Source organism: Leclercia sp. GHBNCSD, from assembly GCF_055805075.1.
In genome coordinates this window covers 3,203,813-3,226,626 of the sequence record NZ_JBQVYO010000001.1, presented here as the reverse complement: position 1 = coordinate 3,226,626, position 22,814 = coordinate 3,203,813, and the positions used below count along the sequence as shown (strand labels likewise).

The following is a 22,814-nucleotide window of genomic DNA, read 5'->3' as shown; positions in this document are numbered from 1 at the left end:
GCGTAACCATGAAAAAAGTGTCTATCCATACCGTTGCGGTGGGCTTGCTGCTGGCCGCCGCCAGCGGCTCCGCGCTGGCGAATAATAAAACCGTCGTTCTGGTGCACGGCGCGTTTGCCGACGGCAGCAGCTGGAACCGCGTGATCGACAAGCTGCAACACCAGCATACCGAGGTCATTGCCGTTCAGCTGCCGCTCACCTCGCTGAAAGAGGATGTCGCCGCAACCCAGCGCGCCATCGCACGGGCCCACGGGGATGTGGTGCTGGTAGGCCACTCCTGGGGCGGCACGGTGATAAGCGAGGCGGGTAACGATGCGCGGGTCAAAGCGCTGGTTTACGTGGCGGCGTTTGCCCCGGACTCGGGCCAGTCGACGGCGGATCTGGCGGGGAGCTGCTACCCTGCCCCACCGGGCAGCGCAGGCATCGCCAAAACCGCGGACGGTTTTCTCTATTTGCCTGCCAAATCGGTACGTCAGGACTTTGCCCCGGACATTAATGCGGCCGAGCAAAGCACACTGGTCGCCACCCAGGGCCCGATCCGCGCAGAGGCTTTTGCAGAAAAGGTCACGCATGCGGCCTGGCACGATAAGCCGAGCTGGTATGTGGTCAGCAAGAGTGACCGGATGATCAACCCGGATCTGGAGCGGGCAATGGCGAAAGCGATTGATGCGAAAACCAGCGAGGTAGCGGCAAGCCATGTGTCGATGGTGAGTCATCCCAGGGAGATTGCCCGGGTGATTGAGCAAGCGGTGAAATGAGGCCAGCGAAAAAAAGCCCGCACGATGCGGGCTTGATTTATATGCGCTTAACAGGCGGGATTTATTCCCACTCGATCGTCGCCGGTGGCTTACCGCTGATGTCATACACCACGCGGGAAATACCGTTCACTTCGTTGATAATACGGTTGGATACGCGGCCCAGGAAGTCATACGGCAGGTGCGCCCAGTGGGCAGTCATAAAGTCGATGGTCTCCACCGCACGCAGGGAGACAACCCAGTCATACTTACGGCCATCGCCCATTACGCCTACAGAGCGAACCGGCAGGAAGACGGTGAACGCCTGGCTCACTTTGTTGTACAGGTCAGCTTTGTGCAGCTCTTCAATGAAGATCGCGTCCGCACGACGCAGCAGGTCACAGTACTCTTTCTTCACTTCGCCCAGCACGCGCACGCCCAGACCCGGCCCCGGGAACGGATGACGGTAGAGCATGTCATACGGCAGACCCAGCTCCAGACCGATCTTACGCACTTCGTCTTTGAACAGCTCGCGCAGCGGCTCAACCAGACCCATCTTCATCTCTTTCGGCAGGCCGCCCACGTTGTGGTGAGATTTGATGACGTGTGCTTTACCGGTGGCGGATGCCGCGGATTCGATCACGTCAGGGTAGATGGTGCCCTGCGCCAGCCACTTCACATCTTCCAGCTTCAGCGCTTCTTCATCGAACACTTCAACGAAGACGCGGCCAATGATTTTACGTTTGGCTTCCGGATCGTTTTCACCCGCCAGCGCGTCGAGGAAGCGCTGCTCGCCTTCCACGTGAACGATGTTCAGACCGAAGTGGTCGCCGAACATGTCCATCACCTGCTGGGCTTCGTTCAGGCGCAGCAGACCGTTGTCGACGAAGACGCAGGTCAGGTTTTTGCCGATGGCGCGGTGCAGCAGCATCGCGGTCACGGAGGAGTCAACGCCGCCGGACAGGCCGAGGATCACTTTGTCGTCACCCACCTGCTGGCGGATACGCTCCACGGCGTCGTCGATAATTTTTGCTGGCGTCCACAGCGCTTCACACTGGCAGATGTCGATGACAAAACGCTCCAGCATGCGCAGGCCCTGACGGGTGTGGGTCACTTCCGGGTGGAACTGCACGCCGTAGAAGCGCTTCTCTTCGTTCGCCATGATGGCAAACGGGCAGCTCTCGGTGCTGGCAACGGTCACGAAGTCGGACGGGATAGCGGTAACTTTGTCGCCGTGGCTCATCCAGACGTCCAGCAGCGCTTTGCCGTCGGCGGTCAGGGAGTCTTCGATACCGCGGATCAGGGCGCTGTCGGTCTGTACTTCAACCTGTGCATAGCCGAACTCACGCTCGTTGGAGCCCTCTACATGGCCACCCAGCTGCATCGCCATGGTCTGCATGCCGTAGCAGACGCCGAACACCGGCACACCGGCTTCGAATACATACTGCGGCGCGCGCGGGCTGTTCTCTTCGGTGGTGCTTTCCGGGCCGCCAGAGAGAATGATACCGCTTGGGTTGAATTCGCGAATCTGTGCTTCCGTGACATCCCACGCCCACAGTTCACAGTAAACGCCCAGCTCACGTACGCGACGTGCCACCAGCTGAGTGTACTGCGAACCGAAATCCAGAATGAGAATGCGATGTTTATGAATATTTTCCGTCATTGACGCTAATTCCGAGGCAAGTGAAACAAAATCGCCCGGCTTATAGCCGGGCGTGGAAATTTATCAGGAGCCCATGCGGTAGTTCGGGGACTCTTTGGTGATGGTCACGTCGTGAACGTGACTTTCCTGGATACCCGCACCGCTGATACGTACAAATTCCGCTTTGGTACGTAACAGGTCAATAGTACCACAGCCGGTCAGGCCCATACAGGAGCGCAGGCCGCCCATCTGCTGGTGGATGATCTCTTTCAGGTAGCCTTTATAGGCCACGCGGCCTTCGATACCTTCCGGCACCAGTTTGTCAGCAGCGTTGTCGGTCTGGAAGTAGCGGTCGGAGGAGCCTTTGGACATCGCGCCCAGAGAGCCCATTCCACGGTAAGATTTATAAGAACGACCCTGGAACAGTTCGATTTCGCCCGGAGACTCTTCGGTACCGGCCAGCATGGAACCGACCATTACCGCTGCCGCACCGGCCGCGATCGCTTTCGCGATATCACCAGAGAAACGGATACCGCCGTCAGCGATAACCGGAATGCCGGTGCCTTCCAGCGCTTCTACCGCGTCGGATACCGCAGTGATCTGCGGAACGCCCACGCCGGTCACGATACGGGTGGTACAGATGGAGCCTGGGCCGATACCCACTTTCACTGCGCTACAGCCCGCTTCAGCCAGGGCACGCGCGCCCGCGCCGGTTGCCACGTTACCGCCGATGATCTGCAGGTCAGGGTATTTTGCACGGGTCTCACGAATACGCTGGAGAACGCCTTCGGAGTGGCCATGAGAGGAGTCGATCAGCAGCACGTCAACGCCCGCCGCAACCAGTGCGTCAACACGCTCTTCGTTGCCCGCACCCGCGCCCACCGCCGCGCCAACGCGCAGACGGCCATGCTCGTCTTTACAGGCGTTCGGTTTACGTTCTGCTTTCTGGAAGTCTTTAACGGTGATCATGCCGCGCAGGTGGAAGCTGTCGTCCACAACCAGCGCTTTTTCAACGCGCTTTTCGTGCATTTTGGCGAAGACCACGTCGCGGGACTCACCTTCACGCACGGTAACCAGACGCTCTTTCGGGGTCATGTAAACGCTGACCGGCTGGTTCAGGTCGGTGACGAAACGCACGTCACGGCCAGTGATGATGCCCACCAGTTCGTTATCGGAGGTGACAACCGGATAGCCTGCAAAACCGTTACGCTCGGTCAGCGCTTTCACTTCGTGCAGGGTGGTGGTTGGCAGAACGGTTTGTGGGTCGGTAACGATGCCAGATTCATGTTTCTTCACGCGGCGAACTTCTTCCGCCTGACGCTCGATAGACATGTTTTTATGAATAAAGCCAATGCCGCCTTCCTGAGCCAGGGCGATAGCCAGGCGCGCTTCCGTCACGGTGTCCATTGCCGCGGAGAGCATAGGAATGTTCAGGCGAATGGTCTTGGTTAACTGCGTGCTGAGGTCGGCAGTATTCGGCAGAACGGTGGAATGAGCGGGAACGAGGAGGACGTCGTCAAACGTCAGTGCTTCTTTAGCGATACGTAGCATGGGCAATATCTCTGACCTGGGTGGTTAAATATTGCCGTGGCATTATACAGAGCGTAACCGATTGCATCCACACTTTTTTATAAATAATGCTTGCGATTGCCTCTTATCAGGTTACTATCGACTGAATAACCTGCTGATTTAGAATTTGATCCCGCTCACATGTTATCCTCTCAATCCCCCTCAATTTATACCGTCAGCCGCCTGAATCAGACGGTCCGCTTGCTGCTTGAGCAGGAAATTGGCCAGGTGTGGATCAGCGGAGAGATCTCCAATTTCACCCAACCGGCGTCCGGTCACTGGTACTTCACCCTGAAGGACAATACAGCCCAGGTGCGCTGCGCGATGTTCCGCAACAGCAACCGTCGCGTGACCTTCCGTCCGCAGCACGGGCAGCAGGTGCTGGTTCGCGCCAGTATCACCCTGTACGAGCCGCGCGGTGATTATCAGATTATCGTTGAGAGCATGCAGCCTGCGGGAGAAGGGCTTCTTCAGCAGAAATATGAGCAGCTTAAAGCCGCGCTTTCCGCTGAGGGCCTGTTCGATCAGCAGTACAAACAACCGCTTCCCTCACCTGCCCACTGCGTGGGGGTGATCACCTCGAAAACCGGCGCCGCGCTGCATGACATTCTGCATGTCCTGAAACGTCGCGACCCCTCCCTGCCGGTCGTTATCTATCCGACCGCAGTGCAGGGCGATGATGCGCCGGGACAGATTGTCCGCGCCATTGCGCTTGCTAACGCCCGTCAGGAGTGTGATGTGCTGATTGTCGGGCGCGGCGGTGGCTCGCTGGAGGATCTCTGGAGCTTTAACGACGAACGGGTGGCGCGGGCAATTTTTGCCAGCCGGATCCCGGTAGTCAGCGCCGTCGGGCACGAAACTGACGTCACTATCGCCGATTTTGTTGCTGACCTGCGGGCCCCCACACCGTCTGCCGCGGCAGAAGTGGTAAGCCGTAACCAGCTTGAGCTGCTGCGCCAGCTGCAAAACGGCCAGCAACGGCTGGAGATGGCGATGGACTATTTCCTCGCCAACCGCACCCGTCGCTTTACCCAGCTTCATCATCGTCTGCAACAGCAGCACCCGCAGCTGCGCCTGGCGCGCCAGCAAACCGTGCTGGAACGTCTGCGCCAGCGGATGAACGTGGCGGTGGATAGTCAGCTTAAACGGGCGGTGCAACGCCAGCAGCGCGTTACCCAGCGCCTGAACCAGCACAACCCGCAGCCGCGTATTTACCGCGCGCAAACCCGCATTCAGCAGCTGGAGTATCGCCTTGCGGAGAATCTGCGTGCCCGCCTGAGCAGCACCCGCGAGCGTTTTGGTAATGCGGTCACCCACCTGGAAGCCGTCAGCCCGCTCTCAACCCTGGCGCGCGGCTACAGCGTGACCACGGCAACCGACGGCAAAGTGCTGAAGCAGACGAAACAGGTTAAAGCGGGGGATGTGCTTACTACCCGCCTGTCAGACGGCTGGGTGGAAAGCGAAGTGAAAGGCGTGACGCCGGCCAGGAAAACCCGCGCCCGCAAAAAGGCCTGACGCGGTTAATTCCGGGGGGCGGGACTCACCATCACCATCGCCAGCGATAACGCGGAGAAGGCCAGCAGCGCCCACGCCGCGCCGACAAATCCATACAGCTGGCCAAAGAGCACCGAGCCGATAATCTGCCCGACCGCCAGCATCAGAAAGGCGACGCTGACCCCGGCCGCAGGCGAAGGCTCCGCGACCCGCGCCCCCTGAACCAGCAGCACGCCGGATAAAATCACATATCCCGCCCCGCTCATCGCCACCACCGGTACCAGCCACCAGGCAAAGCCCTTGCTGAAGGCCAGGGCAATCAGCGACCCCGCCATAAAGATCTGCGATCCGCGATAAACCCCGCGCATGCCGATGCGTTTCGCCAGGCTGCCGGTAAATACGGCGGCCACCCCAGCCCCGCCGCTCACCAGCCACAGGATGTTGGTGGCGGCGTCCTCCAGACTGGTATGGCGCTGCAAAAGCTCGGGGCCAAAGCTCCACCAGGCGGCGCTGGCGATGCCGCTGACCAGCGCAATAGCGGAGAGCCGAATCATCCCCGGTTTATGCATCAGGCTGCGCCAGCCCGGGGTCGTTTCGCCCGCCCTTCCCGCGCGGGGCAGATAGCGCCAGACGGGAAGAAGAGAGGCTAACGCCAGCAGGGCAAAGATCGCGCAGGCAACCCGCCAGCCTCCCGGCACAAAAAACAGCACCGGCACCGACAGAATGATGCCACCGCTGGTCCCGGCATTGATAATGGTGTTCACCTGAGTTTGCCGCTCGGGGTTAACCCCGATGCTTACGGCCCCTGCCAGGGCGGGAGACGCCAGCCCCGAACTGAGGCCAGCAATGAACAGGCCCGCGGCCAGCACCGGCGGCGAAGGGGCGAACGCCAGAATCAGCAGCCCGGCCGCCGCCGTTAAGGCCGCCAGAACCGCCGGCAAGCGCGGCCCGAAGCGCTCAGTGAGAGACGAGGCGAAAAAAACCGACAGGCAATAGGCCCCGTAGCTGCAGGCGGCAATCAGGCCCGCGGCCTGCGGCGAGAAAGGGATAGCCTGCCGGATATCCGGCAGCATGATGCCCCATGAAAAGCGCGCCATCCCATAGGTGATAGCGATCAAGGTAAATCCTGTGATGGCCAGAGCCAGGTTTTTCTTCATGCCGTTCCTCGCGTTGGGTCGTTAAAACCTAAACCCTGTGCGCCGGGTGCGCCACTTTTTCGCCCCGCGACTTGTCCGACTTGCCTGCCGTTTTGCTGCGATGGCATACACTTAAGCTGTTGCTTTTTTCGGCATTGCCATAACAGGAGAGACGCATGACCCGAACCTATAGCGTGATCCCGCCCTATATCCTTCGCCGTATTATTGAGAGCGGCTCTGAGCCGCAGCAGCGCTGCGCTCGCCAGACCCTGACCCATGTCCAGACGCTGATGGCCCACATGCCGGGCAAACCTGTCGCGCCGCACGTGAACAGACCCGGGCAGCTGGAGCGGGACATTTACGACGCCAGGCAGACCCAGGAGCTGCCGGGCACCCAGGTGCGCTATGAGGGGCAGCGCTCTAACGGCGACGTGGCGGTGGACGAAGCCTACGATTATCTGGGCATCACCCATGATTTTTTCTGGAAAAACTATCAGCGTGACTCCCTCGATAACAAAGGGCTAATCCTCACCGGTACCGTGCATTATGGCCGGGAGTATCAGAACGCCTTCTGGAACGGGCAGCAGATGGTCTTTGGCGACGGGGACGGTGAGATTTTTAACCGCTTTACCATCGCCATCGACGTGGTCGCCCACGAGCTGAGCCACGGCGTCACCGAAACCGAAGCCGGGCTTATCTACTTTGAACAGTCCGGGGCGCTGAACGAGTCGTTATCTGACGTTTTTGGTGCGCTGGTGAAGCAGTATCATCTTAAGCAAACCGCCGATAAGGCCGACTGGCTGATTGGCGAAGGCCTGCTGGCAGAGGGCGTTAACGGCAAGGCTCTGCGTTCCATGTCCGAGCCGGGCAGCGCCTACGACGATCCACTGCTGGGCAACGATCCGCAGCCGGGGCATATGGATGATTTCATTAAAACCCGTGAGGACAATGGCGGCGTTCATCTGAACTCCGGCATCCCTAACCGCGCCTTTTACCTGGCGGCCACCGCCATTGGGGGCTATGCCTGGGAAAAGGCTGGCTACGCCTGGTACGATACGGTGTGCGATCGCAACCTGGCGCAGGACGCGGATTTTGCCGCCTTTGCACGGCTGACCATCTATCACGGAGAGAAACGCGCCGGCGGCGACGTGGCGGCAGCCATTGAACAGGCCTGGAAGAGCACAGGAGTACTGTAAATGCAGATCCCGGAACTGACGGATGACGCCGTGGTTGAGCTGGCCCGCGAGGGCGGCGTCGCTTTTATTCCTAAGCTGAGCGGCCTGCGGCGTATCGCCCTCTCGGAACTGAACGAGCAGCAGCGCCAGCGGGTGGTAGCGATCCTCGACCAGGCGCTGAACCTTGGCCAGCCGCCCGGCCAGGCATCATCACCGGGGCGAGGGGATCAGCGCTATTTTCGCATCCAGATCGTCTGGACCCGGCACAACCAGGCGCAGTATACCGACGTGATCCTGCTGGTGCCGGAACAGGAAGCCCCGCCCTCGCTGGTGGATTTGTGGCGTAAGGGCGAAGACTGCGTCTGCGATTAAGCGCCGGGCAGGACGAACTCAACGCGCTTTTTCGAGATCAGGCCGTGGCCGTTCTGGCAGAAATAGTCCACCGCACCGCAGGCTTTTAACACCTCGAGCGGCTTATGGCACTCCGGGCAGCGCGCTTCCAGGGCAATATCCTGGTTGCAGTTTTCACAATGCGCCACGCCGTTTTGCGGTTCAATCTCCGCATGGCAATCCGGGCAGGTAATCGACATGATGACTCCTTGAAAGGATATTCAGTACGCTGTTGATTTTAACACGATGCGCTCAGTGGGGGCCACGTAGCTGTTGCTGTAATGTCAGCAGGCATGTTACTTCCTCCAGCCGACGTTGCGTTGTGCGGCTCACCTCCTGCGGGGCACGTTCAAACAGGCTCTGCTCCCCCAGGATATGCTCCGCCAGACAGTGGGCGTAAATCGTGCCGCCAAAACGCCAGCTCTGAACAACCTGCCCCTTATCAATGAGCTCCAGCACATCTTCCGCTCCGCGCCGGTCGTGGCTGAGGATACGGCCGTCACGCAGATAGAGCCGCAGCCCTTTTTGCCCGCCGCTCGGCCCCGCATATTTGTTGAGCCAGATATCCATCGGCACGCCGCTAATCTGCCCCTGAAGATGCGCCTCGCCTTCCGCGGTGGTCAGGTCGCCTTTAGCGATATCGCGCCCCAGCCGATCTCTGGCGGTCACCACCTGCAAGGCCAGATCCCCACTGCCGCCCAGATAGCGCACCGTTTCGCGCATCATCGCCAGTACGTGCGTGCCGATATCGAGGATCACCCCATCCGGGTGGCGAAGCGTCCGGGTATCCGGCTCGCCGGTGGCAAAGTTAAGCGCGACAGGTTCCCCCGCCGCGTTAAACCCGCTCGGCTCCTGCAAAAAGCCCTCGATCCTGACGATGTCAGAGAAGGAGCCGATCAGCTCCAGACGTATCAGATGAATGCGCGCCATCCAGTGATCGAGCGCCAGCACCCGGGAGGCCGCCTCCGGCCTCGCCAGCAGCGATGTCAGTTTTTCGGCCTGGGCAAGCGTGGCGACAATCGGTTTTTCGACCACAATCCTCGATATGGAGGAGGCCAGCGCCTGCTCAAGCACATCCAGATGGTGTAGTGATGAGGTCGTGATAAAAAGCGTATCGAGGGGGCGGGCAAGGAGGTCGTCGAGCGCAGGAGATCGGGTGATGCCTGCAAGGGTCTTTGCGGGCTGGATATCAAACCCCAGAGAGTGGAGTGAATCACCAAAGGTATTTTGTAGTGCGGGCAGGTAGGCGGTTTCAACCACCGCGCCAAGCCCGACAAATCCAATCTGCATCTGTTACCTCTTTCGTTGCATTGCCGGGGCGTAACACCGCCCCGGCCAGGAAAGGTCAGATTCAGGCGTTGGTTACGGGTTTCGGCTCACTTTTCGTTTGCGCATTTTCCAGCATACGACGCACCGGAACAATGAGCACCGTCAGAACAGCGGCACAAATCAGCAGGGCAATGGAGCAGCGCGCGAAGAGGTCCGGCAGCATATCCAGCTGGTCGGCCTTCACGTGCCCGCCAATCAGGCCCGCCGCCAGGTTGCCCAGCGCGCTGGCGCAGAACCACAGCCCCATCATCTGACCGCGCATTCTTTCCGGGGCCAGCAGGGTCATGGTCGCCAGACCAATCGGGCTCAGGCACAGTTCACCGAGGGTCAGCATCAGAATACTGCCCACCAGCCAGAATGGGGAGACACCCGCCCCACCGTTACTGAGGACATTCTGCGCCGCCAGCATCATCAGGCCAAAGCCCCCTGCCGCGCACAGAATACCGATCACGAACTTGGTGATGCTGCTCGGACGAATATTGTTTTGCGCCAGTTTAGGCCAGGCCCAGCTAAAGACCGGCGCCAGCAGAATAATAAACAGGGCGTTAATTGACTGGAACCACACGGCCGGGATTTCAAAATCGCCGATCATGCGATTGGTGTAGTCGTTCGCAAACAGATTGAACGAGGTCGGCTTTTGCTCGAACGCAGACCAGAAGAAGGCCGCAGAGACCAGCAGAATAAAGCAGACCAGCAGTCTGGCGCGCTCTTTCCGGTTCAGGCCGGCAAAGGCAAACAGCCAGATGAAGTAGAGCGCCACAGAGGCGGCAATCACATACACCAGCACGCTGGCAACGGCGACCGGGTTAATGACAATCACGCCCTGAGCAATCAGGGTAACAATAATCGCAATACCCACTGCCAGTGCCAGCAGCCAGCCGCCGACACCGTTTTTCTTCGCAACCGGGCTGTTCCAGGTGGAGTCCAGCCCCACTTCACTGTCGTAGCGTTTCATGGCCGGTACGGCAAACAGGCGGAAGATGACCAGCGCCACCAGCATCCCGATGCCGCCGATACCAAAGCCCCAGTGCCAGCCGTGGGATTTAATCAACCAGCCGGAGATCAGCGGCGCGATAAATGACCCCATGTTGATGCCCATATAGAACAGCGAGAAGCCGCCGTCACGACGCGCATCGCCTTTCTTATACAGGGTGCCGACCATTACCGAGATACAGGTTTTAAACAGGCCCGAACCAAGGACAATAAACATCAGGCCGATAAAGAACAGGTTGTTACCCATCACCGCAGAAAGCGCAATCGACAGGTGGCCGAGCGCAATCAGGATCGAACCGTACCAGACCGCTCTTTGCTGGCCGAGCCAGTTATCCGCCAGCCAGCCGCCCGGCAGCGCGGCCAGGTACATGGTTCCGGCGAAGATACCGACGATAGCGGAGGCATTTTCACGGGCCAGCCCCATGCCGCCATCATAGACGGTGGCCGCCATAAAGAGGATCAGCAGCGGACGGATACCGTAAAACGAGAAGCGCTCCCACATCTCCGTGAAGAACAGCGCGCCGAGCGGATAAGGATGGCCGAAGAAAGTTCGGCTTTCGTTTTTATTAACAGAGGATTGCATAATTCTCCCGAGATGATGTGTCGTCGTACTTGTTAGCACCGGAAGTCAGCCGCCCCGTTAGCATTCGGGTGGCTTTTTTACATCCGGCGAAATGTTATTTAACCATTTGATAACCTGAAGCAACTTTTGTCCAGCCCCTGGTGCACCACCAAAAGATGAAAGTTCGACAATCATCTTATTTCTTAGATTTTATGTTGGATAAACATGAATAGTGATTGACATCACATCAATAATTATTCGTTCCTGTCAGGCATAAAAAAACCCGCGACAGGCGCGGGTTTTTTGGCAGAGCAGCAAAGATTATTTGCTTTTCTTGATGTGTTTAATCAAACGCTTACGTTTACGCATCTGGTTCGGCGTCAGGGTGTTGCGTTTGTTAGCAAACGGGTTATCCCCTTCCTTGAACTGGATACGGATCGGCGTACCCATTACGTCCAGCGATTTGCGGAAGTAGTTCATCAGGTAACGTTTGTAAGAATCGGGCAGATCCTTCACCTGGTTACCGTGAATCACCACGATCGGTGGGTTATAACCACCGGCGTGCGCATACTTCAGCTTCACGCGACGACCACGCACCAGCGGTGGCTGGTGGTCTTCTGCCGCCATGGTCATGATGCGGGTCAGCATCGCGGTACCGACACGGCGGGTAGAGCTGTCGTAGGCTTCGCGTACGGATTCAAACAGGTTGCCGACGCCGCTACCGTGCAGGGCAGAGATGAAATGCACACGAGCAAAGTCGATAAAGCCCAGACGGAAGTCGAGGGTCTCTTTCACCTGCTCACGCACTTCATTGCTCAGGCCATCCCACTTGTTGACGACGATAACGAGTGAGCGCCCACTGTTGAGGATAAAGCCGAGCAGGGAGAGATCCTGATCGGAGATGCCTTCACGGGCATCGATAACCAGCATCACCACGTTGGCATCTTCAATCGCCTGCAGGGTTTTGATTACCGAGAATTTTTCCACTACATCGGTGATTTTGCCGCGCTTACGCACGCCCGCGGTGTCGATCAGCACATATTCACGCTCGTCGCGCTGCATCGGGATGTAGATGCTGTCACGGGTCGTGCCCGGCATGTCGTAGACCACCACGCGGTCTTCACCGAGAATACGGTTAGTAAGCGTTGACTTACCGACGTTTGGACGGCCCACAATCGCCAGCTTGATCGGCAGATCCTGTGGATTGAAGTCGTCTTCAGGCTCTTCTTCGCCCTCTTCGCTCTCTTCAAACTGCGCCCAGTATTCCGCGTCTTCATCCACTTCTTCTGGCGGGTTGATCTCATCAACAAACGGCAGCAGCGCGGTTTCCAGCAGGCTGGTCACGCCACGACCGTGAGAGGCGGCGATCGGGTAGATATCACCCAGGCCTAATGACCAGAAATCGGCCATCGCCTGGTCGGCATCGATACCGTCAGTTTTGTTCGCCACCAGGAACGTTGCTTTTTCACGTGAGCGCAGATGCTTGGCAATAGCCGAGTCGGCAGGCATCAGGCCCGCGCGCGCATCGACCATAAACAGCACGATATCGGCCTCTTCGATCGCCAGCAGGGATTGCTCCGCCATGCGGGTTTCCACGCCGTCCTCTGTACCGTCGATACCACCGGTATCGATACAGATAAACTCACGACCTTCCACTTCTGCACGACCGTACTTACGGTCACGCGTGAGCCCCGGGAAATCCGCAACCAGCGCATCACGGGTGCGTGTTAAACGGTTAAAAAGAGTGGATTTTCCAACGTTCGGGCGCCCGACAAGCGCGACCACAGGTACCATGTTTAAAGCCTCATAAAATTCGATATCACGTCGCATTTGCGGCGTTTTTTAAAAAATCAAAACGGCCCCTGAAGCAACAGGAGCCGTTGAGTATACTACAACCGCGGTGATTAACGCGTGATCGCGTACAGCGTGCCGTCTTTTGCCTGGATCAGCAGTTTACCGTCAACCGATACCGGCTCGGTCAGGAAGCCGGAACTGTCGACCTTCTCCTGCGCGACAAAACGACCGTTGCTCGGGTCAATCCAGTGCATATAGCCTTCGCTATCACCCACCACCAGGCTGCCGTTATAGAGTGTCGGCGCGGTCAGCAGACGGTGCAGCAGATCGCTTTGCGTCCACAGCGTCACGCCGCCTTCAGTGCTCAGGGCCAGCACGCGATCGTTCTGATCGACCAGGTAGATGCGGTTGCCGTCAACGATGAAATCGTTCACCGAGCCCAGCTCACGTTTCCACATGATTTGACCACTACGCAGATCCATCGCGGTCAGGTTGCCGTTATAGGCCAGCGCATACACAACGCCATTCACGATAACCGGCGTGGTATCGACGTCGCTCAGACGGTCGATTTCGGTCGGACCGGTAGCCTGAGAGATACGCTGCTGCCAGATCAGCTGACCTTGCTGCATCAGTACGGCGCTAACGCGACCGTTATCACCGCCGACAATGGCGGCGCCAAACGCGGTAGCCGGAGCCGATTCGCCGCGCAGGGAGAGCGCAGGCATATCCAGGTTCACGGTCCATTTCACCGCGCCGTCAGTTTCATTCAGCGCCTGCAGCTGACCGTTTGCGGTATGCACCAGCACCATGCCGTCGCTGACGACCGGACGAGAGAGCGATTCGCCCGCCACGCGGGTCTGCCAGGCAATGGAGCCATCGCTGGCGTTAAGAGCATAGACCTGTGCCTTCTCGCTGCCGATATAGACATGGCCACCAGCGACCGTTACACCACCGGAGAGCAGCGCAGGCGTGCGTGACAGCCAGCCGCTTTTTTCTGCGAGGTTAACCGACCACACTTCTTTGCCGTCGTCGGCATTCAGGGCTTTCACCGTGCCTTTACGGTCAGCCGCATAGACAACGCCGTCCGCAGAAGCCGGATGCAGGTTAGAGTAGAAATCACCAATCCCGTCGCCCACGGAGGTGCTCCAGGCAGTAGAAGGTTCAAACTGGTTTTCAACCGTCGGCAGTGGCGACATGGTCACGACATCTTCTTCACCGCTGAACAGTGAACAGCCGCTCAATAACGTAACGGAAAGCAGTCCTGGCAGAAGTAATTTACGCAATTGCATCGGGTCCCTCTCAGACGGACAAATTATTTATTTTCATCTGCAGCATTTCGCTCAGCGCTGGCGAAGCGTTGCTTTTCACGCCCGCTTCCCACGCGCTGCGCGCGCCCTGTTTGTCACCTTTGCTCAGCAATGCTTCGCCACGCAGGTCGGCAACAATGGCGGCGTAACCTTCACCTTTAACGCTGTCCAGCGTTTTCAGCGCGTCGTCAGTTTTTTTCTGCTGAACCTGAATACGGGCGAGACGCAGGTTGATAACCGCTTTCAGATTATCGTCGCTTGCTGATGCCAGACCCTGCTGCAGCTGGGCTGCCGCTTTGTCCAGTTCATTTTTATCAACAAACTGCTGAGCCACTTCCAGGGAAGCCAGCGCACCGTAGGTGTTTTTGTTGTCTGCGGCAAATTTCTCTGCCGCCGCCAGCGTTTGTGGCTGATCGGCGCGGATTGCGCTAACGGTATTTTCATACTGTAAGGAAGAACCACGGGCAGAGTCGACCTGATGATTGTTCCAGTAACGCCAGCCCACCAGGGCGCCAACACCTAAAATGACCCCAACAGCCAGGGCTTTGCCGTTTTCAGCAAAGAAGCGTTTAAGTGCATCAACCTGGTCGTTTTCGTTCTCGTAAATTTCCACGCAGTCCTTCTCCTTAGCCCAGTAGAGTGCGCAAGTGCGCCGCAACGCCGTCCTGCGTTACCGTTGTTTGCTCACCAGAGCGCAGATCTTTCACTACCACTTCGCCGTTAGCCACTTCTGACTCGCCAAGTACCAGTGCGATACGCGCGCCCCACTTATCGGCACGGGCGAACTGTTTTTTAAAGTTGCCGCCGCCGTGGTTGGTCATCAGCTTAGCCTCCGGGAGCGCATCGCGCACGCGTTCGGCAAGCTGCATTGCCGCAGACTGCGTTTCCGCGCCTGAGGCTACCAGGTATATATCGACAACAGGATCGGCTTTAAATTCCGGATTAACTGCCTGAACTAACAAAACAAGTCGCTCAAGGCCCATGGCGAAGCCAACGGCAGGTGCTGGGCGACCGCCTAACTGCTCAACCAGACCGTCATAACGGCCACCGGCACAGACAGTCCCCTGGGAACCCAGGCTGGTAGTGACCCACTCAAAGACGGTGCGGTTATAGTAATCCAGGCCACGTACCAGGCGCTGGTTAACCGTATAGGTAATACCAGCAGCTTCCAGCAGTTTGCACAGACCAGCAAAGTGTTCGCGGGAGTCGTCATCCAGGTAATCACCCAGCGCAGGCGCATCGTTCAGCAGCGCCTGCACGTCCGGGTTCTTGGAGTCCAGCACGCGCAGCGGGTTGCTGTACATACGACGTTTGCAGTCTTCGTCCAGCTTCTCTTTGTGCAGTTCCAGGAAGGCCACCAGCGCATCGCGGTAGTTCGCGCGCGCTTCAAGAGAACCGATAGAGTTCAGCTCCAGCGTAACATGTTCAGCGATGCCCAGCGCACGCCACCAGCGCGCGGTAAGCATGATCAGCTCAGCGTCGATATCCGGCCCCTGCAGGCCAAAGGCTTCGACACCCAGCTGGTTAAACTGGCGGTAGCGGCCCTTCTGCGGACGTTCGTGGCGGAACATCGGGCCGATATACCACAGGCGTTGCTCCTGATTGTACAGGAGACCATGCTCGATGCCGGCGCGAACACAGCCCGCCGTACCTTCCGGACGTAAAGTCAGGCTGTCGCCGTTACGATCCTCAAAGGTATACATCTCTTTTTCAACCACATCGGTCACTTCGCCGATAGCGCGCTTGAATAACGGGGTCTGCTCTACAATCGGCAAACGGATTTCGCTGTAACCGTAGCTGCCGAGCACCTGCTTCAGGGTGCCTTCAATGCGCTGCCAGATGGCGGTCTCGGCAGGCAGATAATCGTTCATGCCGCGAATGGCTTGAATATTCTTTGCCACGTTTGTTCTCTTTCTATAGACAAAAATGAACCCCGGGGTTCATAACCGAAGGGTTCAATCATACACAGGAAGCATACCGCTTCCCATCACGTTATTTTTCGACCTGGTGCACGCTGATGCGCTGCGCTTCATCAAGCATGGTCGCTTTGGCGCGGATTCGGGCTTCAAGCTGATCGATCATGTCGCTATTATCCAGACGATCTTTGCGAACGCCATCTTCATAGAGACCACTTTTCTTGTTGCCGCCCGTTACACCAAGCGTTGACACCAGCGCTTCACCCGGACCGTTTACCACGCAGCCGATAATCGAGACATCCATTGGGGTGATGATATCTTCCAGACGCTGCTCAAGGGCATTCACGGTACCGATGACATCAAACTCCTGACGCGAACAGGTCGGGCAGGCGATAAAGTTGATGCCACGGGAGCGGATACGCAGGGATTTCAGAATATCGAAACCGACTTTGATCTCTTCGACCGGATCGGCGGCCAGCGAGACGCGCAGGGTATCGCCAATGCCTTCGTTCAGCAGCAGGCCGAGGCCAATGGCTGACTTCACCGCCCCACTGCGCGCGCCACCGGCTTCGGTGATCCCCAGGTGCAGCGGCTGATCGATCTGCTTCGCAAGCAGACGATAGGATTCAACGGCAAGGAAAACATCAGAGGCTTTCACGCTGACTTTGAATTGATCGAAGTTCAGGCGATCGAGATGATCCACATGACGCATGGCCGATTCCAGCAGCGCCTGCGGCGTCGGTTCGCCATACTTTTCCTGCAGATCTTTTTCCAGAGAACCGGCGTTTACGCCGATACGGATGGGGATGTTTTTATCGCGGGCGCAATCCACCACCGCACGAATACGCTCTTCGCTGCCGATATTGCCGGGGTTGATACGCAGACAATCGACACCGTATTCCGCCACTTTCAGCGCGATGCGGTAATCGAAGTGAATATCGGCAACCAGCGGAACAGAGACCTGCTGCTTGATGAGTTTGAATGCTTCTGCCGCATCCATCGTTGGCACGGAAACGCGAACAATGTCCGCACCTACGCGTTCTAACGCTTTGATCTGATTGACCGTCGCTTCCACATCCGTGGTGCGGGTGTTGGTCATCGACTGAACGGCGATGGGGGCACCATCGCCGATTGGCACATTTCCGACGTAAATACGTTTCGATTTTCTACGTGGAATAGGAGCCTGGTTATGCATGAAAAATCTCCCGCGTTGCCTGTCCGTTACTTACTGTGCTGCTGATTGTTCGGCATTTACGGTCAGACGCGCAACCTGGTTAGTTCTGATAAAACGGCTCAGATCGACAGGTTTACCCTGGAACTGGATCTGGACCGCAGCCGGAGCACCAATCTTGAGTTTGTACGGCGCCTGGCCTGTCAGGTTTAAATTACCGTCTTTACGCTGCAGACCGCTGAACAGCTTTTTGCCCGTCGCATCGGTCACTTCCAGCCAGCAGTCGGCGGTGAAGTTCATCACCAGCGCGTTCGGGTCAACAGGTGCTGCCGACACGCCTGCCGGATCGGCAGGTAAGGTCTGAGTGGCATCCGCCGTCGCTGCAGGTGCGGTTGCAGGTGCAGTCTCGACGTTAGCCTGAGAAGGCGACACCACCGCATTGTCTGCCGGTGCCTGCGCCGTCTGATCCGCGGCTGGCGCAGCAGTTTGCGCCGTTGCCATATCCTGAGTGCCGGTTGCTGGCGTCTGTGAATCGCTGGCGCTTGCAGAGGCGTCGGTATTCAGCGGGATGCTCTGGGCACCATCGCCCGCTGAGTTATTGAGCTCGGCGGAAGTTTGATCGGCCATGGTGGTGATCTCTTCCTGCTGCGCTTTATGGTTCTGCCACCACCACGCGCCCGTCAGGCCGATGACCACAAACAGCACCAGCCAGGTGAAACTCATCAGCCAGCCATCACGTTTTTTACGGCGTTTGCCCAGCGAAAAACTCTGCATCGGCGCGACTTTCGCCGCTCTGACCGGTGCCTGTTTTTCCATCATTGGCAGCAGTTCGTTTTCAGGGATATGAACCAGTTTCGCATAGGAGCGGATATAACCACGCAGAAACGTTGAAGCAAGATCGGCAGGAGCCTTATCTTCTTCAATATCGCGGACCGTGGAAACCTTCAGACATAAGCGCTCCGCAACGACTTGCTGGCTTAGTCCAAGTTGTTCACGGGCGTTACGAAGACGTACGCCAGTGGAAAGTGCTGCATTTTGGTCGTGAGTGGCTTCAGTATTCATTCGCTACAACTACTGGTACGTGAAAAGTGAGTATCCTGGCGCCGGTGAGTCACAATGCCACCTGCACCGCGAAACTTCTGGTCAGTTAACCTTAGTAACCCCGCCCAATGCTGTCAGGTTATCGTTGACAGAGGCGGTCTGGCAGTGAGGCTAAACTGTTGTTGCATCGTTACATACTGCCTCAAAGTCATATAAAACGCACCGTAATTATTACCCATATGCCGGCGCAATGACTGTTTATTCGCATCCGTAGCCGCCACGGCGCAATAGACGCGCCGTGACGGCATAATAATTACACGGACTTGATCGCGATGGCGTCGCCCTGCATGCGTTTACGCAGTGTACGCTTGGTGCGGTCGATAACATCACCGGCCAGCTGACCACAGGCGGCATCAATATCATCACCACGGGTTTTACGCACGATAGTGGTAAAACCATACTCCATCAGAACCTTGGAGAAACGGTCGATACGGCTGTTTGAGCTACGGCCATACGGCGCGCCCGGGAACGGGTTCCATGGGATCAGGTTGATCTTGCACGGCGTGTCTTTCAACAGTGCCGCCAGCTCGTGGGCGTGTTCGGTACCGTCGTTGACGTGATCCAGCATGACGTACTCAATGGTGACGCGACCCTGGTTGGCGTTGGACTTCGAAATGTAGCCACGAACCGAGTTCAGGAAGGTCTCAATGTTGTACTTCTTGTTGATGGGCACGATCTCATCGCGGATGGTATCGTTTGGCGCATGCAGCGAAATCGCCAGCGCCACGTCAATCATATCGCCGAGCTTATCCAGCGCGGGAACAACGCCTGAGGTAGAGAGTGTGACGCGACGTTTGGAGAGGCCAAAACCGAAGTCGTCGAGCATGATTTCCATCGCCGGAACCACGTTGGTCAGGTTCAGCAGCGGCTCGCCCATCCCCATCATCACCACGTTGGTGATTGGACGGGTGCCGGTGATTTTTGCCGCACCGACGATTTTCGCCGCACGCCACACCTGGCCGATGATCTCTGACACGCGCAGGTTACGGTTAAAGCCCTGCTGCGCCGTGGAGCAGAATTTACACTCCAGCGCACAACCCACCTGGGAGGAGACGCAGAGGGTAGCGCGATCGTCTTCCGGGATATAAACCGTTTCAACACGCTGATCGCCAACCGCAATCGCCCATTTGATGGTGCCGTCAGCGGAACGCTGCTCTTCCACCACTTCCGGCGCGCGGATTTCGGCCACTTCTTTCAGCTTGTTGCGCAGCACTTTGTTGATGTCGGTCATCTCATCAAAGTTGTCGCTGCAATAGTGGTACATCCATTTCATGACCTGGTCGGCACGAAACGGCTTTTCGCCCATCTCTTTGAAGAACTCGCGCATCTGCTGACGGTTCAAATCCAGCAGGTTGATTTTTCCATTTTTATTCGGAACCGCAGGAATGGCGACTTCGGAGGTGTTAACTAATTCAGACATAATATATTCCGGCCTCGTTGTTACACGTTATGGCCCGTGGAGGGTTGAAAAGAAACGCCCCGGAAAGCGATCGGCTCATCCGGGGCGTTACATTGTACAAAGTCTGGTGCAGGGATGCCACGTTTGCACGCGGCATTTACGAAAATAATGTGTAAACGAAACCGTTATATTAACGGGTACGTGGACACACTTCGCCTTCCGCGAAGAAGTAGGCGATTTCGCGTTTAGCAGATTCTACGGAGTCGGAACCGTGGGTGCCGTTCTCGGTGAAGCTGTCAGCGTAGTCTGCACGCAGTGTACCTGCCAGCGCGTTGTCCGGGTTAGTGGCACCCAGCAGATCGCGGTGACGCTGAACGGCATTTTCGCCTTCCAGAACGGAAACCACGATTGGGCCAGAGGTCATGAACTCAACCAGGCCGTCGAAGAATGGGCGACCTTCGTGCTCAGCATAGAAACCGCGAGCCTGCTCAACGGTCAGATGCAGCATTTTGGTACCAACAATTTTGAACCCTGCCGCTTCAAAGCGCGCAAAGATGCTGCCAATAACGTTTTTTGCCACCGCGTTTGGTTTGATGATGGAAAAAGTACGTTCAATAGCCATGATTACCTCTGTGATTTGTTCTGTTGTTTTGCATTCATGCGAAATATATGGCGCGGATTATAATGAGCATTGGCGCCATTGCCTATGGATGCATGTAACATTTTTTTAAAATAAGACGAGTTTTAACAACAGATCCTCGTCAAAACACCTTTTATCTATTGCAGCGTGAAATCCACAGTCGCCACCTGCCCCGCCTCATCCATTACCAGTAGCTGATAATCTCCTGCATTTTCAAGCTGCAACGTATACATTCGCCCCTGGACATTCAGCGGTTCGCCATTAAGAAACCACCAGCGCGGTCCCTCGCTGCCGCTGACCAGCAGAGGCAGCGAGACGCGCGACTCCCCCGGCAAACGCTTAATCACTGCCCCCTGACGAATGCCGGAGAGCAGCAGCGGCGCCGGGAAGGTCTGACCGAGCGGCGGACAGGTTGCAGACGCGGGCGGGATGCGGGCAGACCGTCGCTCTGCCTGGGGCAGCCACGGCTCCAGCGGCAGCGGCCAGACGTCGACGCTTTTTTCCTGCGCCTGCGGGCAGTCTGCTGCCACCCGCTTACCGCTGTTATCCAGCCAGATCGGAAAATGAATGCCGCGGATGCCCTCCTGCTCCGGCAGTAACAGCGTCGGCGGTTGGCTCCCTTCGAGCAGCCACGTCGCGAGTCGACGGCGGCAGTTGCTGTCCCCGTCTGGCAGCGACTGCCCGCCCGGCCAGCAAATCACCCCGCGGCTAACGGAGGCCGGGCGCGGATCGCGCGGCAGACGCGCCTCATCCAGCGCCGATCGCGACTGCAGCAGGTTATTAACCTGATTCAACACCGGCACGGCGCTGGCAAAACCAAACTGCCCGGCCACCGGGGTGCCGTCCGGCCTGCCGGTCCAGACCCCGATGACGTAGCGCGCATTCAGCCCTATCGCCCACGCATCGCGATAGCCATAGCTGGTGCCGGTTTTTATTGCCAGGGGCACTACCTGAGCAAGCGCGCTGTCGGGTAACGGCTGCGCCTCACTGGCAAGAATGCGTCGGATGATCCACGCGGACCCAGGCGAGAGTAGAGGCCGTTCCAGCAGCGGGTCGTCGGGTTTCAGGCGCAGCTTCCCTGCCCGACCCTGACGGGCAAACGCGCTGTATGCCGCGGCGATATCCGCCAGACGCGCCCCGGCGCCCCCGAGAATCAGGGACAGATTCGGCTGAGCCCCCGCAGGCAGGAGAAGCGGTAAACCAGCGTTACGCAGCATTCCGGCAAACTTTTTCGGCCCGTAGGCCTCCAGCACCTGGACGGCGGGCAGGTTCAGGGATCTCACCAGCGCCTCGCTCATGCTCACTGGGCCGTGAAAGCCGCTGTCAAAGTTACCCGGACGGTAATCGCCGGTGCGTCGCGGCACATCCTGCAGCAGCGAGGCGGGATGGATCAGCCCCTCATCCATCGCCAGGCCATAGATAAAGGGCTTCAGCACCGATCCGGGGGATCGGATCGCGCTGATCATATCCACATGGCTGAAGCGGCTGTCGTCGTTGATGTCGACCGACCCCACCCAGCCGCGCACCTTCATATCGGTATGATCCAGGACGATCATCGCCAGCGAGCTGCGGGGCGGCAGGCGGGATTTCCAGTTCAGGGCCAGCTCCTCCAGCTGACGCTGCAGCGTGGCATCCAGCGTCGTCACCACTTTGCTGTCGCGGCTTTTGCCCAGCATCATGCGCGAGAACAGCGGCGCCAGCTGCGGCATCTGGCGTGGCGCCAGCCAGACGGGCTCTTCCTGCGACTCTTTGACCTGGCGGGCGGACCAGACGCCCTGGGATGCCATCCGGTTAAGCACTTTGTTACGCGCCGCCTCTGCCCGCTGCGGCCAGCGATCCGGTCGCAAACGGCTCGGCGCCTGGGGCAGAACGGCAAGCAGGGCGGCTTCGGAGTAGCTCAGTTGCGCAGGGGATTTTCCCAGATAGGCCCAGCTGGCGGCCCCCACCCCCTGTAGCGTGCCGCCAAACGGGGCGCGGTTCAGATAGAGCGTCAGGATCTCAGCTTTGGAGAGGTGCCACTCCAGCTGGAGCGCCCGCCAGAGCTGACGCACTTTGCCCCCCAGCGTACGGGAATGCGGATCCAGCAGTCGCGCCACCTGCATCGTCAGCGTGCTGCCGCCCGAGATCACCTTTCCGGCCAGCAGATCCTGCCAGGCGGCGCGCAGAACAGAGAATGGGTTAACGCCGGGATGATCCCAGAACCAGCGATCCTCATACTGGATCAGCGCCTCAAGATAGCGGGGTGAAACCTCTTCAATGGTGACCGGATAGCGCCAGATCCCGTCGCGATCGGCAAATCGCCACAATGGAATGCCCTTTTCATCCACCACCAGGCGGGCAGGGTTGACCTCGTGTAACGGCAGCGGCCACAGGCGATCGGCGGCCACGACAGCGCCCCATAGCAGAAGAAGCGCTCCCGCCAGCCACAGCCAGCGGGAGCGTAACAGAGAGCGGCGCTGCAC

At 58.2% G+C, this 22,814-nt stretch carries 19 protein-coding genes; 4 read left to right on the top strand and 15 right to left on the bottom strand.

Features of this window, described 5'->3' with window-relative positions:
* Window positions 1–8 precede the first annotated feature (8 nt).
* Complete coding sequence (locus ACT3IC_RS15495) at window positions 9–758, top strand: alpha/beta fold hydrolase (RefSeq protein ID WP_263950344.1); 750 nt, start codon at window positions 9–11, stop codon at window positions 756–758.
* 61 nt (window positions 759–819) lie between these two features.
* On the opposite strand, the gene guaA is transcribed toward ACT3IC_RS15495, so the two are convergent.
* Window positions 820–2,397 carry a glutamine-hydrolyzing GMP synthase gene (guaA, locus tag ACT3IC_RS15490; RefSeq protein ID WP_103180698.1) on the bottom strand — a complete coding sequence of 526 codons (1,578 nt, stop codon included), beginning with the start codon at window positions 2,395–2,397 and terminating at the stop codon, window positions 820–822.
* 63 nt (window positions 2,398–2,460) lie between these two features.
* A complete protein-coding gene (gene guaB, locus ACT3IC_RS15485) occupies window positions 2,461–3,927 on the bottom strand; it encodes an IMP dehydrogenase (RefSeq protein WP_156239545.1) in 1,467 nt (488 codons plus the stop codon).
* A 159-nt stretch (window positions 3,928–4,086) separates the two neighbouring features.
* On the opposite strand from guaB, the gene xseA reads away from it, so the two are divergent.
* A complete protein-coding gene (gene xseA / locus ACT3IC_RS15480; protein ID WP_103180700.1) occupies window positions 4,087–5,460 on the top strand; it encodes an exodeoxyribonuclease VII large subunit in 1,374 nt (457 codons plus the stop codon).
* Between the two features lie 5 nt (window positions 5,461–5,465).
* Here the strand turns inward: xseA and ACT3IC_RS15475 are convergent, their stop codons facing one another.
* Entirely contained in the window at window positions 5,466–6,596 is a 1,131-nt protein-coding gene (locus tag ACT3IC_RS15475; protein WP_473478064.1) for an MFS transporter, read from the bottom strand.
* Between the two features lie 155 nt (window positions 6,597–6,751).
* On the opposite strand from ACT3IC_RS15475, the gene ACT3IC_RS15470 reads away from it, so the two are divergent.
* Both ACT3IC_RS15470 and ACT3IC_RS15465 read left to right on the top strand, forming a co-directional pair.
* Window positions 6,752–7,771 carry a M4 family metallopeptidase gene (locus ACT3IC_RS15470; protein ID WP_159340054.1) on the top strand — a complete coding sequence of 340 codons (1,020 nt, stop codon included), beginning with the start codon at window positions 6,752–6,754 and terminating at the stop codon, window positions 7,769–7,771.
* Entirely contained in the window at window positions 7,772–8,122 is a 351-nt protein-coding gene (locus tag ACT3IC_RS15465) for a protealysin inhibitor emfourin (protein ID WP_103180702.1), read from the top strand.
* On the opposite strand, the gene ACT3IC_RS15460 is transcribed toward ACT3IC_RS15465, so the two are convergent.
* The 12 genes from ACT3IC_RS15460 to pbpC form a co-directional block, all read right to left on the bottom strand.
* Window positions 8,119–8,340 (bottom strand): zinc ribbon domain-containing protein, encoded by a 222-nt coding sequence (locus ACT3IC_RS15460; protein ID WP_103180703.1) that lies wholly within the window; start codon window positions 8,338–8,340, stop codon window positions 8,119–8,121. The two genes, ACT3IC_RS15465 and ACT3IC_RS15460, sit on opposite strands and share 4 nt — an antisense overlap.
* Before the next feature lie 52 nt (window positions 8,341–8,392).
* On the bottom strand, window positions 8,393–9,430 hold the full coding sequence (locus tag ACT3IC_RS15455) for a Gfo/Idh/MocA family oxidoreductase (protein ID WP_159340053.1): 1,038 nt from the start codon (window positions 9,428–9,430) through the stop codon (window positions 8,393–8,395).
* Between the two features lie 61 nt (window positions 9,431–9,491).
* Window positions 9,492–11,045 carry a peptide MFS transporter gene (locus tag ACT3IC_RS15450; RefSeq protein WP_103180705.1) on the bottom strand — a complete coding sequence of 518 codons (1,554 nt, stop codon included), beginning with the start codon at window positions 11,043–11,045 and terminating at the stop codon, window positions 9,492–9,494.
* Between the two features lie 300 nt (window positions 11,046–11,345).
* Entirely contained in the window at window positions 11,346–12,818 is a 1,473-nt protein-coding gene (gene der / locus ACT3IC_RS15445; RefSeq protein WP_103181122.1) for a ribosome biogenesis GTPase Der, read from the bottom strand.
* Window positions 12,819–12,928: 110 nt separating this feature from the next.
* Window positions 12,929–14,107, bottom strand: a complete 1,179-nt coding sequence (gene bamB / locus ACT3IC_RS15440) for an outer membrane protein assembly factor BamB (protein WP_473478060.1) — start codon at window positions 14,105–14,107, stop codon at window positions 12,929–12,931.
* A 10-nt stretch (window positions 14,108–14,117) separates the two neighbouring features.
* Window positions 14,118–14,738 carry a YfgM family protein gene (locus ACT3IC_RS15435; protein ID WP_103180707.1) on the bottom strand — a complete coding sequence of 207 codons (621 nt, stop codon included), beginning with the start codon at window positions 14,736–14,738 and terminating at the stop codon, window positions 14,118–14,120.
* 13 nt (window positions 14,739–14,751) lie between these two features.
* Window positions 14,752–16,026 carry a histidine--tRNA ligase gene (gene hisS / locus ACT3IC_RS15430; protein WP_103180708.1) on the bottom strand — a complete coding sequence of 425 codons (1,275 nt, stop codon included), beginning with the start codon at window positions 16,024–16,026 and terminating at the stop codon, window positions 14,752–14,754.
* 91 nt (window positions 16,027–16,117) lie between these two features.
* Complete coding sequence (ispG, locus tag ACT3IC_RS15425) at window positions 16,118–17,236, bottom strand: flavodoxin-dependent (E)-4-hydroxy-3-methylbut-2-enyl-diphosphate synthase (RefSeq protein ID WP_103824628.1); 1,119 nt, start codon at window positions 17,234–17,236, stop codon at window positions 16,118–16,120.
* A 30-nt stretch (window positions 17,237–17,266) separates the two neighbouring features.
* Window positions 17,267–18,274: a cytoskeleton protein RodZ gene (gene rodZ, locus ACT3IC_RS15420; RefSeq protein ID WP_103180710.1), complete on the bottom strand. Its 1,008-nt coding sequence runs from the start codon at window positions 18,272–18,274 to the stop codon at window positions 17,267–17,269.
* A 292-nt stretch (window positions 18,275–18,566) separates the two neighbouring features.
* Window positions 18,567–19,733: a dual-specificity RNA methyltransferase RlmN gene (rlmN, locus tag ACT3IC_RS15415; protein ID WP_103180711.1), complete on the bottom strand. Its 1,167-nt coding sequence runs from the start codon at window positions 19,731–19,733 to the stop codon at window positions 18,567–18,569.
* 169 nt (window positions 19,734–19,902) lie between these two features.
* Window positions 19,903–20,334 carry a nucleoside-diphosphate kinase gene (ndk, locus tag ACT3IC_RS15410; RefSeq protein ID WP_039029721.1) on the bottom strand — a complete coding sequence of 144 codons (432 nt, stop codon included), beginning with the start codon at window positions 20,332–20,334 and terminating at the stop codon, window positions 19,903–19,905.
* Between the two features lie 155 nt (window positions 20,335–20,489).
* Window positions 20,490–22,814, bottom strand: a complete 2,325-nt coding sequence (gene pbpC / locus ACT3IC_RS15405; RefSeq protein ID WP_156655028.1) for a peptidoglycan glycosyltransferase PbpC — start codon at window positions 22,812–22,814, stop codon at window positions 20,490–20,492.

Bases quoted from the DNA above. Each gene is read 5' to 3' on its own strand.
- ACT3IC_RS15495 (WP_263950344.1), top strand. From the start codon at position 9: ATGAAAAAAGTGTCTATCCATACCGTTGCGGTGGGCTTGCTGCTGGCC.
- guaA (WP_103180698.1), bottom strand. From the start codon at position 2,397: ATGACGGAAAATATTCATAAACATCGCATTCTCATTCTGGATTTCGGT.
- guaB (WP_156239545.1), bottom strand. From the start codon at position 3,927: ATGCTACGTATCGCTAAAGAAGCACTGACGTTTGACGACGTCCTCCTC.
- xseA (WP_103180700.1), top strand. From the start codon at position 4,087: ATGTTATCCTCTCAATCCCCCTCAATTTATACCGTCAGCCGCCTGAAT.
- ACT3IC_RS15475 (WP_473478064.1), bottom strand. From the start codon at position 6,596: ATGAAGAAAAACCTGGCTCTGGCCATCACAGGATTTACCTTGATCGCT.
- ACT3IC_RS15470 (WP_159340054.1), top strand. From the start codon at position 6,752: ATGACCCGAACCTATAGCGTGATCCCGCCCTATATCCTTCGCCGTATT.
- ACT3IC_RS15465 (WP_103180702.1), top strand. From the start codon at position 7,772: ATGCAGATCCCGGAACTGACGGATGACGCCGTGGTTGAGCTGGCCCGC.
- ACT3IC_RS15460 (WP_103180703.1), bottom strand. From the start codon at position 8,340: ATGTCGATTACCTGCCCGGATTGCCATGCGGAGATTGAACCGCAAAAC.
- ACT3IC_RS15455 (WP_159340053.1), bottom strand. From the start codon at position 9,430: ATGCAGATTGGATTTGTCGGGCTTGGCGCGGTGGTTGAAACCGCCTAC.
- ACT3IC_RS15450 (WP_103180705.1), bottom strand. From the start codon at position 11,045: ATGCAATCCTCTGTTAATAAAAACGAAAGCCGAACTTTCTTCGGCCAT.
- der (WP_103181122.1), bottom strand. From the start codon at position 12,818: ATGGTACCTGTGGTCGCGCTTGTCGGGCGCCCGAACGTTGGAAAATCC.
- bamB (WP_473478060.1), bottom strand. From the start codon at position 14,107: ATGCAATTGCGTAAATTACTTCTGCCAGGACTGCTTTCCGTTACGTTA.
- ispG (WP_103824628.1), bottom strand. From the start codon at position 17,236: ATGCATAACCAGGCTCCTATTCCACGTAGAAAATCGAAACGTATTTAC.
- rodZ (WP_103180710.1), bottom strand. From the start codon at position 18,274: ATGAATACTGAAGCCACTCACGACCAAAATGCAGCACTTTCCACTGGC.
- rlmN (WP_103180711.1), bottom strand. From the start codon at position 19,733: ATGTCTGAATTAGTTAACACCTCCGAAGTCGCCATTCCTGCGGTTCCG.
- ndk (WP_039029721.1), bottom strand. From the start codon at position 20,334: ATGGCTATTGAACGTACTTTTTCCATCATCAAACCAAACGCGGTGGCA.